The sequence below is a fragment of the Streptomyces sp. SID486 genome, from assembly GCF_009865385.1.
Taxonomy (GTDB): Bacteria; Actinomycetota; Actinomycetes; order Streptomycetales; family Streptomycetaceae; genus Streptomyces.
Window position 1 is genome coordinate 1 of sequence record NZ_WWJT01000475.1, and the last position, 14,557, is coordinate 14,557.

Consider the following 14,557-nt stretch of genomic DNA (forward strand, 5'->3'; position numbering starts at 1 on the left):
CGCGTTTCCCTTTCCGGCGGTTCCGACTCTATCAGATCCTTTCGGCGTCCGATTCCCGGTCGGCGGGATTGTCTGGGGCTTTTCGGCTTTCGCCTCCGGCCTTTCGACATCCACTACGTTAGCCGATTCCCTCGGCTGCTCATAATCGAGCTTCGCGAGTTCGAATTCGGGCACGCGGGCGCGCCAGAAACGACCCCGCTGAGGGGTTGGAGCTTGGTAGTGGTTTGGCCGCTCCGGCTGCAGGCGATCGCCGTACCCGGTTCAGCGGCTCGGGATACATTACGCACCTCGCCAGGCCGAGTCAACTTCGGCGGCGCCTCGGCACATGGGCCCGATAGGGGCTGACCGTGGGGTCTTCGGCGACCCAGTAGCGCCACGGGTGGAGGTCTCCGTCCCCTCCCTCGCCCGCGACGCCGGTGCGCGGACCGCTGCGCACCTGGTCGGAGGGGACCGGTGTGCCCGTCAGCATCTTCAGCGGTGTCTCCCCGGACGTGCACGCGTCCGTACCGTCCAGAGCCCGGTCCACCTCCAGGGCCGTGGCCAGCCGGGCCGGCCCCTTGGCCAGTTCCTTGTCGTTGCGGGCCGAAACCCGTCGCTTGCGGGCCAGCTCGGCGCCTTCCACCACCTCACCCGCGCGGAGCAGGACGGCGCCGGCGCGGCCCTCGGGTCCGCAGACCAGGTTCATGCAGTGCCACATGCCGTAGGTGAAGTAGACGTACACATGTCCGGGCGGGCCGAACATCACCGCGTTGCGCGCGGTGCGGCCGCGGTAGGCGTGCGAGCCGGGGTCGTTCGCGCCGTCGTACGCCTCGACCTCGGTGAGGCGGAGGGCGATCGGGCCGTCGGGGGTCCTGCGGACCAGGATGCGGCCGAGGAGGTCGGGCGCGACCTCCAGTACCGGGCGGTCGAAGAAGGTGCGGGGCAGTGGCGTACGGTCCGGGGGCGCGATCATGCCCTCCGAGGGTAGTCCAGACGAGGTGCCGCGCCGGCGGAACCGGTGGCGGGTGCATCGCGTTGGTACGGGTCAAGGGTCCATTCGTAAAGGGAGTGCCATGGCGTTCAAGAAGCTGCTCGCGAGCCTGGGTGCCGGCGGGGCATCGGTCGAGACGGTGCTGACCGAGGTCAACGTCGTACCGGGTGGTGTCGTGCAGGGCGAGGTGCGGATCCAGGGCGGATCCGTCGACCAGGCCATCGAGGGGCTGTCCGTCGGTCTGCAGGCCAAGGTCGAGGTGGAGAGCGGCGACCAGGAGTACAAGCAGGACATCGAGTTCACCAAGGTGCGGCTCGGCGGTGCCTTCGACCTGCAGGCGGGGGCCGTGCACGCGGTGCCGTTCGGGCTGGAGATCCCCTGGGAGACGCCGGTCACCATGATCGACGGCCAGGCGCTGCGGGGCATGAACATCGGTGTGACCACCGAGCTGGCGATCGCGCGCGCCGTGGACTCGGGCGACCTGGACCCGATCAACGTGCACCCGCTGCCGGCGCAGAAGGCGATCCTGGACGCCTTCATCCAGCTGGGCTTCCGCTTCAAGAGCGCGGACATGGAGCGCGGCCACATCCGGGGCACGCGGCAGAAGCTGCCGTTCTACCAGGAGATCGAGTTCTTCCCGCCGTCGCAGTACCGGGGGCTGAACCAGGTCGAGCTGAGCTTCGTGGCCGACGAGCACGCGATGGACGTCGTGCTGGAGATGGACAAGAAGCCGGGTCTGTTCAGTGAGGGGTCGGACACCTTCCGGTCCTTCCAGGTGGGCCTGAACGACTGGCAGGGGACCGACTGGGCGGCGTACCTCAACCAGTGGCTGTCCGAGGTCGGCAGCAAGCGCAACTGGTTCTAGGCTCGGGAACCGCTGGTTCCAGATCATCGATCAGGAGGTACCGAGGTGACCGAGCTCAAGCGGCGGCCGCTCCCCCACGATTTCCATCCGCCCGTGCCGTCGTTCACGGTGACGAGCGAGGACGTCGAGGAGGGCGCGACCCTCAGGAGCGCCCAGGTCCAGGCGGAGGGGAACACCTCGCCGCAGCTGCGCTGGGAGGGCTTCCCCGCGGAGACCAAGAGCTTCGCCGTGACCTGCTACGACCCCGACGCGCCGACCGGCAGCGGGTTCTGGCACTGGGTCCTGTTCGACATCCCGGCCTCCGTGACGGAGCTGCCGGCGGGTGCGGGCGGCGGCAAGTTCGAGGGGCTGCCCGAGGGTGCCGTGCACGCGCGGAACGACTACGGGACGAAGGACTTCGGTGGTGCCGCGCCGCCGCCCGGGGACGGCTCGCACCGGTACGTCTTCACGGTGTACGCGGTGGATCAGGAGAAGCTGGGCCCGGACGCGGACGCCTCCCCGGCCGTGGTCGGCTTCAACCTCCGGTTCCACGCCATCGCACGCGCCCAGCTGATCGGTGAGTACGAGGTTCCCGCGCAGGGCTGACCGCACCGTCACGATTCAGCCGAGCGTTCATTGAACGTTTGCCCGCCTCCGGTCTTGGAAGTGATCGGAGGCGGGCATTTTTTATTGCGTTGTCCATCTCGGCGCGCCCGTCCAGAGTTGATCCCAGCCCGCCGGGGGTGGGCAGGTGCACACGGGAGGTGGGCTGGATGCGTGACACGTTGGTCCTCAACGCGAGCTTCGAACCGCTGTCGACGGTGACCCTGAACCGAGCCGTGGTCCTGGTGCTGCAGGACAAGGCCGTGGTCGAGCAGGCCCATCCCGAACTGCGTATGCGCGGTGCCGATGTGGACATACCCGCGCCCCGGGTGATCAGGCTGTGCCGGTACGTGAGAGTGCCGTTCCGAAGACAAGCGCCGTGGTCGCGTCGGGGGGTGCTGGTGCGGGACCGGCATCGGTGCGCGTACTGCGGGCGCCGGGCCACGACCGTGGACCATGTGGTGCCGCGGTCGCACGGCGGGCAGGACACATGGCTGAACACGGTGGCCGCGTGTGCGGAGGACAACCACCGGAAGGCCGACCGGACCCCGGAGGAGGCGGGGATGGCACTGCTGCGCGTGCCGTTCGAACCGTCTCCGGCCGACGCGATGTTGCTGGCCCTGGGCCAGGAGGACCTCGCGGCGCTGCCCGACTGGCTGGCCCGGGACGCTGCCTGACGGTTCACCGCAGGGCCTGTGCCGGTACGCCGGCCGCGGGTGGTGCGGCGCTGACCGCGCGGTCCCCGCGCCCCTTGCGGGGCGCGGCGGAACCCGGTGTCGTGCGGGGCCCTCAGTCGATCGACGGCTTCTCCCGGCGTTCCGGGCCGGAGCCCCGGTCGCCCGACGAGCCGTTGTTGCCGTTGTTGCCCGAACCACCGCCCAGGCCACCGAAGTTGCCCATCGCGCCGGACAGGCCCTTGAGGGCGTCGCCGATCTCGCTGGGGACGATCCAGAGCTTGTTGGCGTCACCCTCGGCGATCTTGGGGAGCATCTGGAGGTACTGGTAGGAGAGCAGTTTCTGGTCCGGGTCGCCGGCGTGGATGGCCTCGAAGACCGTACGGACCGCCTGGGCCTCACCCTCGGCGCGCAGGGCGGCCGCCTTGGCCTCACCTTCGGCGCGCAGGATCTGGGACTGCTTCTCGCCCTCGGCGCGCAGGATCTCGGACTGCCGGACACCCTCGGCCTGGAGGATCGCGGCGCGCTTGTCCCGGTCGGCGCGCATCTGCTTCTCCATCGAGTCCTGGATGGAGGTGGGCGGTTCGATGGCCTTCAGCTCGACGCGGTTGACGCGGATGCCCCACTTGCCGGTGGCCTCGTCCAGGACACCGCGCAGGGCCGCGTTGATCTCCTCGCGGGAGGTCAGTGTCCGTTCGAGGTCCATGCCGCCGATGATGTTGCGCAGGGTGGTGACGGTGAGCTGCTCGATCGCCTGGATGTAGCTGGCGACCTCGTAGGTGGCGGCCCGGGCGTCGGTGACCTGGTAGTAGATGACCGTGTCGATGTTCACGACCAGGTTGTCCTGGGTGATCACCGGCTGCGGGGGGAACGGGACGACCTGTTCGCGCAGGTCGATGCGGTTGCGGATGGTGTCGATGAACGGGACCACGATGTTGAGGCCCGCGTTCAGGGTCCGTGTGTAGCGGCCGAAGCGCTCGACGATGGCGGCGCTGGCCTGTGGGATGACTTGGATCGTCTTGATCAGGGCGATGAAGACCAACACCACCAGGATGATCAGGACGATGATGACCGGTTCCATCGTCGTTCCCCGTACCCTTCTCCGCCTCGGCGCTTTCGGCAGATCTCATGACTGTTGAAGATCTTGCTGGTCGAGTCTGACAGACCGTCGCGCAACTCGTGGTCCTTCTCGGCGGTTTGTCTCAGAGGACGATCGCGGTGGCTCCTTCGATGTCCACGACGTCGACCTCCTGGCCCACTTCGTAGGCGCGGCCGGTGTCGAGGGCGCGGGCCGACCAGATCTCTCCGGCGAGCTTGATACGGCCGCCGGAGGAGTCGACCCGTTCCAGTACGACGGCCTGTCGGCCCTTCAACGCCTCGACTCCGGTGGCGAGTTGAGGACGCTGTCTGCCGTGCCGGGCCGCGATGGGCCGGACGACGGCGATGAGTGCGACGGAGACGACGACGAACGCGAGGACCTGGATCACCGCGTCGAAGCCGACGGCGGAGACGATCGCCGCCGCCACGGCGCCCACCGCGAGCATGCCGAACTCCGGCATGGCGGTGACCACGAGCGGGATTCCGAGCGCCGCCGCGCCGACGAGCCACCACACCCATGCGTCGATGTCGTTCACATGGTCATGGTAGGACCGCCGTGGGTCGGCCGACAGGGCGCGAACGGGAGGGCGCGTGGGTCAGCCGAGGGGCAGGCCCTGGGCGGTCCAGCGTTCGCCGACCTGCTCCACGACGAGCGGGAGGCCGAAGCAGAGGGAGAGGTTGCGGGAGCTGAGTTCCAGCTCGATGGGGCCGGCGGCGAGAACCTTGCCCTGGCGGATCATGAGGACGTGGGTGAAGCCGGGCGCGATCTCCTCGACGTGGTGCGTAACCATGATCATCGAGGGGGCGATGGGGTCGCGGGCGAGCCGGCCGAGGCGGCGGACCAGGTCCTCGCGGCCGCCGAGGTCGAGTCCGGCGGCGGGCTCGTCCAGCAGGAGCAGCTCGGGGTCGGTCATCAGGGCACGGGCGATCAGGGTGCGCTTGCGCTCGCCCTCGGAGAGGGTGCCGAACCTGCGGTCCAGGTAGTCGGTCATGCCGAGCCGGTCGAGGAACGCGCGGGCACGCTGCTCGTCGACGGCCTCGTACTCCTCCTGCCAGCCGGCGGTCATGCCGTAGGCGGCGGTGAGCACCGTCTGCAGGACGGTCTGGCGCTTGGGGAGCTTCTCCGCCATGGCGATGCCGGCCATGCCGATGCGGGGGCGCAGCTCGAAGACGTCGGTACCGGGCCTGCCGAGGGTCTCGCCGAGGATGGTGGCGGTGCCCTTGCTGGGGTAGAGGTAGCTGGACGCGACGTTGAGGAGGGTGGTCTTGCCGGCGCCGTTGGGGCCGAGGATGACCCAGCGCTCGCCCTCCTTCACCGACCAGGAGACCTGGTCCACCAGAGCCCGGCCCTCGCGGACCACGGATACGTCCTGAAGCTCCAGAACATCGCTCATGAGCGCGTTGTCTCCCCTTGCTGTGTGGCCGGTCTCGGCTGTCGCGTACGCCTGTGGCTCGGGTCCGCCGCGCCTGTGGGCGCAGCCCTTATGAAATCTACGCCACGAGTGCCCCGCGCCATTCCATCGGTCCGGTCCTTAGGGTGGGGGCATGCTCTCGGAACCGCGTTCAGGACGCCTTGCCGCATGGGGAAATGCCCTTTGGGCCGGACTTGTCTCGCCGGACGACGCCGCGCTCGCCATTGTGGGCGAGGACACGGTGCACCGGGTGGAGGGGCTGCCCGGGGAGTCCGCGCCGGTCGGGCTGACGCTCGCGCTGGGGCGGTTGCGCGCGCTCGGGGCGACCGGGCTGCGGCTGGCGCTGCCCGCCCCGGGGCATCCGCTGGGGCTGAGCGGTCCGCCGGAGTTCAACGCGCGGGCGCTGGAGGCGGGGGAGGCGGTGGTCTGTCACGGGGCCGCGCTGGGGCTGGTGCCCGAGGTGTACGAGGCCGGGCCCGAGGGCGATGTGCATGCCGAGGTGGTCTGGCGGGTGCTGCCCGTGCGGGAGGCTCCGCCGGCCGACGTCCCCTCGCTCGGCGAGGCCGAGCGGGAGCTGGCGGAGGCGCTGCGGGAGGCGACCGAGGTGCTGTCGAGGCTGAACGTCGCCGGGTCGGGACCGGTGGCGGAGGCGGCGATCGACGCGTACCGGGCGCGGGCCGAGCGGGGGCGGGAGGTGCTGGCACCGGGGTATCCGCCGCGGGCGGTGCGGGTGTTGGAGCTGGCGCAGCGGGTGGGGCTGCTGGTGTCGCTGGCGTCGGACCACGGGCACGGGGGCGCCGTGAGCGCCTCGGAGATGGCGGCGCGGGGGGCCGCGCTGCGGCCGGTGGAGCGGACGGCCCGGCGGGCGCACGTGGCGGCGTACAACGCGTTCGTGGAGGAGCGGGAGCGGGGGACCCGGTAGACCCTCGGGGCCGGTGCCTCGTCGGATGACAAGCCGACAGGCCCCCCGGGTGGGTCCGGGGGGCCTGGGACCGGCGTCGGCCGGACCTCAGCGGTTGAGGCCGACGTTGCCGAAGACCGGGTTCAGCACGCCGATGACGCTCACGCTGTTGCCCACGGCGTTCACCGGGACGTGCACCGGGGCCTGGACGACGTTGCCCGAGACGGCACCCGGGGAGCCGTGGGCCTCGCCGGCGGCGCCGGCCCCGCCGTGGGCGGAGGCCATGCCCGCGCCGGCGGCGACCAGCCCGCCGGCCACCATCGTCACGGCCGCTGCCTTCTTCAGGTTCTTCACTGTCAACCCCTCCTGGACGTTCAGTGCCGCGATCACCGCGGCACGCACTGGAGAACGGCGGAGATCACCGGAGGATGCGCCATCCGGGTGACATTCCCACGACGGTATGAATCTCGGTCCGGGCCGTAACCCTCCGTGTCCTCGGGGCCGAAGCGTTGGTCAGGGCGTTTCAGCCGGTCACCCCGTGGCGTACGGCCCACAGCGCGGCCTGGGTGCGGTCGGCGAGGTCCAGCTTCATCAGGATGTTGGAGACGTGCGTCTTGACGGTCTTCTCGGACAGGACCAGGGCGCGGGCTATCTCCCGGTTGGAGCGGCCGTCGGCGATCAGGGCGAGCACCTCGCGCTCCCGGTCGGTGAGCGCGCTCCCCCGGCCCTGGCCGCCGCCGGTCACCTCCTGGGAGAGCAGGGCTTCGGCGACCTCCGGCTGGAGCAGGACGTGCCCGGCGTGCACGGAGCGGATGGCGCCGGCGAGGGCGTCGGGGTCGACGTCCTTGTAGACGTATCCGCAGGCGCCCGCGCGCAGGGCCGGGACCACGGTGCGCTGCTCGGTGAAGCTCGTGACGATCAGCACGCGCGCGGGGTTGCCGAGTTCGCGCAGTCTGCGCAGTGCGCCGATGCCGTCCAGGCCCGGCATCTTGACGTCCATGAGGACGATGTCGGGCCGCAGTTCCTCGGCGCGGTCGACACCCTCGGCGCCGTCGGCGGCCTCGCCGACGACCTCGATGTCGTCCTGCACCTCCAGGAAGGTGCGCAGGCCCCGGCGGACGACCTGGTGGTCGTCGACGAGCAGCACCTTGATCGGTTCAGCCACCGGGAACCTCCATCTCGATCGTGGTGCCCTTGCCGGGCGCCGACTCCACGGTCAGCGAGCCGCCGACACCGGCGGCCCGGTCGCGCATCGAGACCAGGCCGAGGTGGCGGCCCACGCGGTGGACCGCCGTGGGCTCGAAGCCGCTGCCGTCGTCCGTGACGCGCAGGACGGCGCCGCCGCCGCGCCGCTCGACGCTGACGTCGACCCGCGCGGCCCCGGAGTGGCGCAGGGCGTTGTGCAGGGCCTCCTGGGCGACCCGGAGAAGGGCCTCCTCCTGGGAGGCGGGCAGCGCGCGGATGCCGTTGCTGGCGAAGGTCACGGCGGCGGTGTGGGCGCGGTCGAGGACCTGTATCTGGGTGCGCAGGGTGGCGACCAGGCCGTCCTCGTCCAGTGCGGCGGGCCGCAGCTCCACGACGGCGGCGCGCAGCTCGTCGACGGCCTCGGCGGCGAGGGAGGCCACCTGGTGGAGTTCGCCCTTGGCGCGGGCGGGGTCGCGGTCGACGAGGGCGGCTGCCGCCTGGGCGGTCAGGCGCAGCGAGAACAGCTTCTGGCTGACGGCGTCGTGCAGCTCGTGGGCGAGGCGGGAGCGCTCCTCGGCGATGGTCAGCTCGCGGCTGCGCTCGTAGAGGCGGGCGTTGGTGAGGGCGATGGCCGCGTGCTGGGCGAGGATGGCGAGCAGTTCCTCGTCCTCCTCGGTGAAGCCGCAGCCGCCTTGCGGCTCCGGGTGCGGCGGGTGTGCCGCCGCGGGCCTCAGCTTGTTGGCGAGGAAGAGGGCGCCGATGACCTCGTCGCCGTCGCGGATGGGCAGGCCCAGGAAGTCGGCCAGCTCGGGGTGGGCGTCCGGCCAGCCCTCGAAGCGGGGGTCCTTGCGCACGTCGGCGAGGCGCTCGGGTTTCGCGTCGTGCAGCATCGCGGCGAGGATGCCGTGCTGGCGCGGGAGCGGGCCGATCGCCCGCCACTGCTCGTCGCTGACGCCGTCCACGACGAACTGGGCGAAGCCGCCGTGGTCGTCGGGGACGCCGAGGGCGGCGTACTGGGCGTCCAGCAGCTCGCGGGCGGAGGCGACGATCGTCTTCAGGACGTCGCGTACCTCCAGGTGCCTGCTCATGGCCAGCAGCGCGGAGCTCACCGCGGCGAGGCCGGACCGGGGGCCTTGACTCATGTCCTCACGGTACCGGCGGGCTGTGACGGTGCGGATCGGCCTGGTGACGGCCCCCGCCCGGCCGCAGGGCGTAGGGCTTGCGGCGTAGGGCCGGCAACCCGCGCCGTACGCTCCCGCCCACGGCCCCGCCCTCGCCCTCGCCCGGACCCTGGCCCCGGCCCCGCGCCGTACTGCCCCGCGCCGTACTGCGGCGTGCGCCGCGTGGCTCCGGTGTCAGGCGAGCTCTACCTGTGGCACGAGTTCGGCGTCCCCCTTCTCATCCTCTCGAAGGAGTTTGCTCACCCAGAGCGTTGCGATGGCAACTCTTCGTGAGACGGAGCCGGACTCCGTGTGACCCCGCACATAGGGCCCACATCACGTACGAAAGGGCATAGGAGATAAACCCATCCACATGAACGGGACAGACGGTCCCGTCTGTCCTATTTTGCCCTTCCCTGATCCACTACCCGGGATCGTACGTCACACCTTTGCCTGGGCATTTTGCGCCCGCTAAGAATTACTCCCGTCGCTCAGCGCCGCGGATTTCCCGCCGCGGCGTTCGTGCGGGAGGAGCCGATGCCCCCGGCGGACGAAGGAGCGACCTCCGCGCTATCGAAGAGGTCCATCGCCATGCCCAAGAAGATCCTCACCCGAGCCCATAGTCGTACGCTGACCAAGCACCACAAGATCGCCGTCGCCGGCGTCGCCGCGCTCGGCACCGCCGCGCTCGCCTTCTCGGCCGCCCCCGGCGACACCGGCAGCGTCACCACGGGTGCCCCGGTCACGACGACCGCGCAGGTCGCCTCCGGCACGGCTCTGAAGAACGTCAAGGGCACGGTCACCGACCAGCTCGCCGCCGAGAACGTCAAGCTCGACACCTTCGCGGCGCAGAAGAAGGCCGCCGACGCCGCCACGCAGCAGAAGGCCGCCGAGGCCGCCGTCGCCAGGAAGGCCGCCCGGCAGGCCGCCACCCGTTCCACGCAGCGTCTGGACATCCAGCCGGTCGCCGCGAAGACGTACAGCAACAACCTCGACGGCTGGATCCGGCAGGCCCTGGACATCATGAAGTCCAAGGGCATCCCCGGCAGCTACAACGGCCTGCACAAGAACATCATGCGGGAGTCCTCCGGCAACCCGATGGCCATCAACAACTGGGACGTCAACGCCGTCAACGGCATCCCGTCCAAGGGCCTCCTCCAGGTCATCCCGCCGACCTTCGCGGCCTACCACGTCCCGGGCACGTCCTGGAACATCTACGACCCGGTCGCCAACATCACCGCCGCCGCGAACTACGCGGCCGACAAGTACGGCTCGATCGACAACGTCAACAGCGCGTACTGAGGCCCTGGCGCGGGACCTCGACGACGCGACGACGTGAACGCCGAAGGGCGGCATCCCCGTGACGGGGGTGCCGCCCTTCGGCGTCGTACGGGCGCGGCTACTTGCGCATGACCTCCGGCTCGTGGCGGCGCAGGAAGCGCGCCACGAAGAAGCCGCAGATCACACCGAGCGCGATCAGCGCGACCATGTCCAGAGCCCAGGCCGAGGCCGCGTGGTCCCACAGCGGGTCCGTGCTGGTCGGGTCGTCGGTGTTCGGGGCGATGTTGTTGAAGTCCAGCGTGGTGCCGGCCGCGGCGACCGCCCAGCGCGACGGCATCAGGTACGAGAACTCGTTGACGCCGAGCGTGCCGTGCAGGGTGAAGAGGCAGCCGGTGAAGACGACCTGGATGATCGCGAACATCACGAGCAGCGGCATGGTCTTCTCGGCGGTCTTCACCAGCGAGGAGATCACCAGGCCGAACATCATCGAGGTGAAGCCGAGCGCCATGATCGGCAGGCACAGCTCGAACAGCGTCGAACCGCCGAGGACGAGCCCCTCCTTCGGGATCTCCCGGCTGGCGAACCCGATCACGCCCACCATCAGGCCCTGCAGCACCGTGACGGCGCCGAGCACGACTACCTTCGACATCAGGTACGCCGAGCGGGACAGGCCGGTCGCGCGCTCCCGCTCGTAGATCACCCGCTCCTTGATCAGCTCACGGACCGAGTTCGCGGCACCCGCGAAGCACGCGCCGACGGCGAGGATCAGCAGGACGGTGGTGGCCGTGCCGTTGGGGACGGGCACCCCGTTCTTGCCGATGTGGTTCACCAGCAGGCCCTTGTCGCTGTCGATCAGCAGGCTGACCGCGCCGAGCACCGCCGGCAGGATCACCGTCAGCGCCAGGAAGCCCTTGTCGGAGGCGATGACCGACACGTAGCGCCGGATGAGGGTCAGCAGCTGCGAGCCCCAGCCCTGCGGCTTGGGCGGCTTCACCGCCTGCGGCACCGGCGTGGCTGCGGACTGCGGGGCGCTCGCGTCGATCTCCGCGGCGTACATCTGGTAGTGCTGCGAGCCCTTCCAGCGGCCGGCCCAGTCGTAGTCGCGGTAGTTCTCGAAGGCGGAGAAGACGTCGGCCCAGCTGTCGTAGCCGAAGAAGTTCAGCGCCTCCTCCGGCGGGCCGAAGTAGGCGACCGCGCCGCCCGGCGCCATCACCAGCAGCTTGTCGCACAGCGCCAGCTCGGCCACCGAGTGGGTGACGACGAGGACCGTGCGGCCGTCGTCGGCGAGGCCGCGCAGCAGCTGCATGACATCGCGGTCCATGCCCGGGTCCAGACCCGAGGTCGGCTCGTCCAGGAAGATCAGCGACGGCTTGGTGAGCAGCTCCAGGGCCACCGACACCCGCTTGCGCTGGCCGCCGGAGAGCGAGGTGACCTTCTTGTCCTTGTGGATGTCGAGCTTCAGCTCGCGCAGCACCTCCTCGATGCGGGCGTCGCGCTCCTGGCCCGTGGTATCGGCCGGGAAGCGCAGCTTGGCCGCGTACTTCAGGGCCTTCTTGACGGTCAGCTCCTTGTGCAGGATGTCGTCCTGCGGGACCAGACCGATGCGCTGGCGCAGCTCGGCGAACTGCTTGTACAGGTTGCGGTTGTCGTAGAGCACCTCGCCCTGGTTGGCGGGCCGGTAACCGGTGAGCGCCTTGAGCAGGGTCGACTTGCCGGAGCCCGACGGGCCGATCACGGCGATCAGCGACTTCTCGGGGACGCCGAAGGAGACGTCCTTGAGGATCTGCTTGCCGCCGTCGACCGTGACGGTCAGGTGGCGGGCCGAGAAGGAGACCTCACCGGTGTCGACGAACTCCTCGAGGCGGTCGCCGACGATCCGGAACGTGGAGTGGCCGACGCCGACGATGTCGCTCGGGCCGAGCAGCGCCGAGCCGCCCTTGGCGATCGGCTGGCCGTTGACGTACGTGCCGTTGTGCGAGCCGAGGTCACGGATCTCGAAACGGCCGTCGGGAGTGGCGTGGAACTCGGCGTGGTTCCGGGAGACCTGGAGGTCGGAGACGACCAGGTCGTTCTCCAGGGCACGGCCGATGCGCATCACGCGGCCGAGCGCGAACTGGTGGAACGTGGTCGGGCTGCGGTCGCCCTGGACCGGCGGCGCCCCCGCGCCACCACCGGGGGTCTTCTGCACGTACTGGTCGGCGGGACCGGCCTGCTGCTGCGGGAACGCGGGCGGCTGCTGCCAGCCCGCCTGGGCGGCCTGGGCCGCCTGCGGGTGCGCCGCCGCCTGGTGGGGCGTGGCCTGCTGCGGTCCGGGGGCCTGCTGCGGGGCCGCCTGCTGGGCCCAGCCGGGCGCGGCCGCGCCCTGGGCGGCGTACGGTGCCGCCTGGTGCTGGTCCGGGCCGGCGGCCGGTGCGGCGGCGCCCGACAGGTTCAGCCGCGGTCCGTCGGTCGCGTTGCCGAGGTGCAGCGACGAACCGGGACCGAGCTCCATGTGCTGGATCCGCCGGCCCTGTACGAACGTGCCGTTGGTGCTGCCGTGGTCCTCGACGACCCAACTGCGGCCGTCGAAGCTGACTGTGGCGTGTCGCCAGGAGACCCTGGCGTCGTCGAAGACGATGTCACCCTGCGGATCGCGGCCGAGGGTGTAGGGCCTGGACGGGTCGAGCGTCCAGGTCCGTCCGTTTGTTTCCAGTACGAGTTCCGGCACTCCATGCCCCACTGAGTTGTCCCCCGAATTACCCCCGTCGCGGGGAGTCTAGGGATGTCGAACATCGTGGGGAACTATTTCAGGCTCCGCCCCCTGACCGAAACCCGGGCCTTGCCGGGGACCGCCCCGCGCGCTCCAACTCGCCCCGCCGCAGGGGTTGAAACCCGGCCGGAAACTGGTAAACACCGCGAGGGGGACAAGTACGGCCATCGGTGCCGCGGCGTGGATCGGGGGGTCTGCGATGAGTGCTGTCCTGGGCGTCGAGGGCGCGCGGCGCCGTGGGCCGCTGCCCTGGGGAGACCTCCTGTTGTCCGCGATCGCCGCCGTGAGCTGGGCGGTGACCGGCATGGCGGGCACGGCCGCGCTCGGGCTGCATCTGCTCCGGGCGGACTCCGCGGGAGCGCTCGGCCCCATGACGGCGGCCGTCGTGGCGCTCGGGGCGGGGGGTTCGGTCTCTCCGGCAGGCGATGTGTCCGCTTTCGGACTGAGGGGCGCGGAGGCCCACGCCGCCGTCGAGATCACGCCACTCGGGGTGAGCCTGGTCGGCGCGCTGCTCCTGTCGTGGGTCTTCCTACGGTCCCTGCGGACGGCGGGAGTTGTGATCGCGGCGCGTGAACTCCTCGCGCGCGCCGGGGCGGTGGCCGCACTCTTCGTGGCGACGCTCGGCGCTCTCGCCCGGGCCGGGCACGACGTCGTCACCGTCGACGGCGGATCGCTCGGCGCGGCCGGCCCGCCGGGCGGAGGTGGCCAGGGGGGCGGAGGGCTGGACCTCCCGGGACTGGGGGACGTGAGCGGACTGCTGCCGGACCGGATCGGCGGCCTGATCGACGCCAGGGCGGCCGTCGGTTTCACCGTGGACACCTCGGCCACGCTCCTCGGCGGCCTCGGCTGGTGCGCCGGGGTCCTGCTGATCACGCTGCTCGCCGCCCGGCGCGCTCCCCTGCCGCCAGGCTGGGAGGCCGTGCACCGGGTGGTCCGCCCGGCGGTCTCGGCGCTCGTCACCGTGCTACTGGTGGCCGTGGCGGCGGGGCTCGCGGCGGCGGCGTACGCGGCGGCCGGCGACGACCGTCCGCGGCGGATCGCCGGCGCGGCGCTGCTCGGCGCGCCGAACGGGGTCTGGCTCGGCGTGCCCCTCGGCCTGTTCGTCCCCTGGGACGGCAGCGCCACGGGCGTCCTCGGCACCGTGCTCCCGCACCCGCTGGACCGGCTGCTCGACGGGCGGTCCGACCAGCCCGTGACGGTGGCACGGCTGGCCGGGCTCGACGGGCGGGTGTGGCTGCTGGCGGCGGCCGCGGCGCTGACGATCCTGCTGGGCGGGGTGCTGACGGCGGTCCGCACCCCGGTGGTACGGCCCGCCGAAGGCGCCCTCGGCTTCACCGGCCGGTGCGCGCTGCGGCTGGGCGTCGCCACGGCGCTCGGCCTGCCGTTCCTCGCCTGGCTGACCGGCGTGTCGGTGGACGGTGGCCTGTCCGTCCTCGGCTTCGACGCCTTCGGCGCGGGCCTGAGCCTGCACGGCCACCTCGGTACGGCTCTGCTGCTCGGCACCGCCTGGGGCACGGCCGCCGGCGCGACGGGCGCCCTGCTGGCCTGGACGAGCGGGGCGGCGGGCACGAGAGCGGCCCACGCGGCGAGGGCAAGCGCGGCGGGGAGCGCTGCGGCGGGGGTGAGTACGGCGGCGGGACCCGGTGCGGTGGGGGGTGCTGGGCCGGGGGTGAGTACGGC

Annotated in this window: 14 protein-coding genes; 6 read left to right on the forward strand and 8 right to left on the reverse strand. The window is 71.3% G+C overall.

Translation table 11 applies throughout. From position 1 onward, the window contains the following. Positions 1 to 301: 301 nt before the first annotated feature. Entirely contained in the window at positions 302 to 952 is a 651-nt protein-coding gene (locus tag GT045_RS22505) for a DNA-3-methyladenine glycosylase (RefSeq protein ID WP_161295757.1), read from the reverse strand. Positions 953 to 1,052: 100 nt separating this feature from the next. Here GT045_RS22505 and GT045_RS22510 point away from each other — a divergent pair, with 100 nt between their 5' ends. The 3 genes from GT045_RS22510 (at position 1,053) to GT045_RS22520 (ending at position 3,094) form a co-directional block, all read left to right on the forward strand. Continuing rightward, the gene (locus GT045_RS22510; protein WP_161295759.1) at positions 1,053 to 1,835 is read left to right on the forward strand and encodes a sporulation protein; all 783 of its coding nucleotides are present in this window, start codon (positions 1,053 to 1,055) and stop codon (positions 1,833 to 1,835) included. A gap of 45 nt (positions 1,836 to 1,880) precedes the next feature. After that, positions 1,881 to 2,420: a YbhB/YbcL family Raf kinase inhibitor-like protein gene (locus GT045_RS22515; RefSeq protein ID WP_161295761.1), complete on the forward strand. Its 540-nt coding sequence runs from the start codon at positions 1,881 to 1,883 to the stop codon at positions 2,418 to 2,420. A 167-nt stretch (positions 2,421 to 2,587) separates the two neighbouring features. Continuing rightward, positions 2,588 to 3,094: an HNH endonuclease gene (locus GT045_RS22520; protein ID WP_161295763.1), complete on the forward strand. Its 507-nt coding sequence runs from the start codon at positions 2,588 to 2,590 to the stop codon at positions 3,092 to 3,094. Between the two features lie 112 nt (positions 3,095 to 3,206). On the opposite strand, the gene GT045_RS22525 is transcribed toward GT045_RS22520, so the two are convergent. The 3 genes from GT045_RS22525 to GT045_RS22535 form a co-directional block, all read right to left on the reverse strand. Beyond that, positions 3,207 to 4,172, reverse strand: a complete 966-nt coding sequence (locus tag GT045_RS22525) for an SPFH domain-containing protein (RefSeq protein ID WP_161295765.1) — start codon at positions 4,170 to 4,172, stop codon at positions 3,207 to 3,209. 121 nt (positions 4,173 to 4,293) lie between these two features. Next, a complete protein-coding gene (locus GT045_RS22530) occupies positions 4,294 to 4,725 on the reverse strand; it encodes an NfeD family protein (RefSeq protein ID WP_161295767.1) in 432 nt (143 codons plus the stop codon). A gap of 60 nt (positions 4,726 to 4,785) precedes the next feature. After that, complete coding sequence (locus tag GT045_RS22535) at positions 4,786 to 5,583, reverse strand: ABC transporter ATP-binding protein (RefSeq protein WP_161295769.1); 798 nt, start codon at positions 5,581 to 5,583, stop codon at positions 4,786 to 4,788. Positions 5,584 to 5,734: 151 nt separating this feature from the next. On the opposite strand from GT045_RS22535, the gene GT045_RS22540 reads away from it, so the two are divergent. After that, entirely contained in the window at positions 5,735 to 6,523 is a 789-nt protein-coding gene (locus tag GT045_RS22540) for a hypothetical protein (protein ID WP_161335243.1), read from the forward strand. Positions 6,524 to 6,610: 87 nt separating this feature from the next. On the opposite strand, the gene GT045_RS22545 is transcribed toward GT045_RS22540, so the two are convergent. The 3 genes from GT045_RS22545 to GT045_RS22555 all read right to left on the reverse strand — a co-directional run bounded on the left by GT045_RS22545 (position 6,611) and on the right by GT045_RS22555 (position 8,829). After that, positions 6,611 to 6,856: a chaplin gene (locus GT045_RS22545; RefSeq protein WP_161295773.1), complete on the reverse strand. Its 246-nt coding sequence runs from the start codon at positions 6,854 to 6,856 to the stop codon at positions 6,611 to 6,613. A 169-nt stretch (positions 6,857 to 7,025) separates the two neighbouring features. Continuing rightward, positions 7,026 to 7,667, reverse strand: coding sequence for a response regulator transcription factor (locus GT045_RS22550; RefSeq protein WP_161295775.1), 642 nt, complete (start codon positions 7,665 to 7,667; stop codon positions 7,026 to 7,028). Then, the gene (locus GT045_RS22555; protein WP_161335244.1) at positions 7,660 to 8,829 is read right to left on the reverse strand and encodes a GAF domain-containing sensor histidine kinase; all 1,170 of its coding nucleotides are present in this window, start codon (positions 8,827 to 8,829) and stop codon (positions 7,660 to 7,662) included. Before GT045_RS22555 ends, GT045_RS22550 begins: the two co-directional genes overlap by 8 nt. 609 nt (positions 8,830 to 9,438) lie before the next feature. On the opposite strand from GT045_RS22555, the gene GT045_RS22560 reads away from it, so the two are divergent. Then, complete coding sequence (locus GT045_RS22560; protein WP_161335245.1) at positions 9,439 to 10,149, forward strand: transglycosylase SLT domain-containing protein; 711 nt, start codon at positions 9,439 to 9,441, stop codon at positions 10,147 to 10,149. Between the two features lie 97 nt (positions 10,150 to 10,246). Here the strand turns inward: GT045_RS22560 and GT045_RS22565 are convergent, their stop codons facing one another. Next, positions 10,247 to 12,835, reverse strand: coding sequence for an ABC transporter ATP-binding protein/permease (locus GT045_RS22565; protein WP_161335246.1), 2,589 nt, complete (start codon positions 12,833 to 12,835; stop codon positions 10,247 to 10,249). A gap of 241 nt (positions 12,836 to 13,076) precedes the next feature. On the opposite strand from GT045_RS22565, the gene GT045_RS22570 reads away from it, so the two are divergent. Further along, positions 13,077 to 14,557, forward strand: a 1,481-nt coding sequence (locus tag GT045_RS22570; RefSeq protein WP_237538788.1) for a streptophobe family protein, incomplete at its 3' end; no start/stop codon positions are given.

Coding starts and splice junctions, on each gene's coding strand:
- GT045_RS22505 (WP_161295757.1), bottom strand. CDS start 952: ATGATCGCGCCCCCGGACCGTACGCCACTGCCCCGCACCTTCTTCGAC.
- GT045_RS22510 (WP_161295759.1), top strand. CDS start 1,053: ATGGCGTTCAAGAAGCTGCTCGCGAGCCTGGGTGCCGGCGGGGCATCG.
- GT045_RS22520 (WP_161295763.1), top strand. CDS start 2,588: ATGCGTGACACGTTGGTCCTCAACGCGAGCTTCGAACCGCTGTCGACG.
- GT045_RS22525 (WP_161295765.1), bottom strand. CDS start 4,172: ATGGAACCGGTCATCATCGTCCTGATCATCCTGGTGGTGTTGGTCTTC.
- GT045_RS22535 (WP_161295769.1), bottom strand. CDS start 5,583: ATGAGCGATGTTCTGGAGCTTCAGGACGTATCCGTGGTCCGCGAGGGC.
- GT045_RS22540 (WP_161335243.1), top strand. CDS start 5,735: ATGCTCTCGGAACCGCGTTCAGGACGCCTTGCCGCATGGGGAAATGCC.
- GT045_RS22555 (WP_161335244.1), bottom strand. CDS start 8,829: ATGAGTCAAGGCCCCCGGTCCGGCCTCGCCGCGGTGAGCTCCGCGCTG.
- GT045_RS22560 (WP_161335245.1), top strand. CDS start 9,439: ATGCCCAAGAAGATCCTCACCCGAGCCCATAGTCGTACGCTGACCAAG.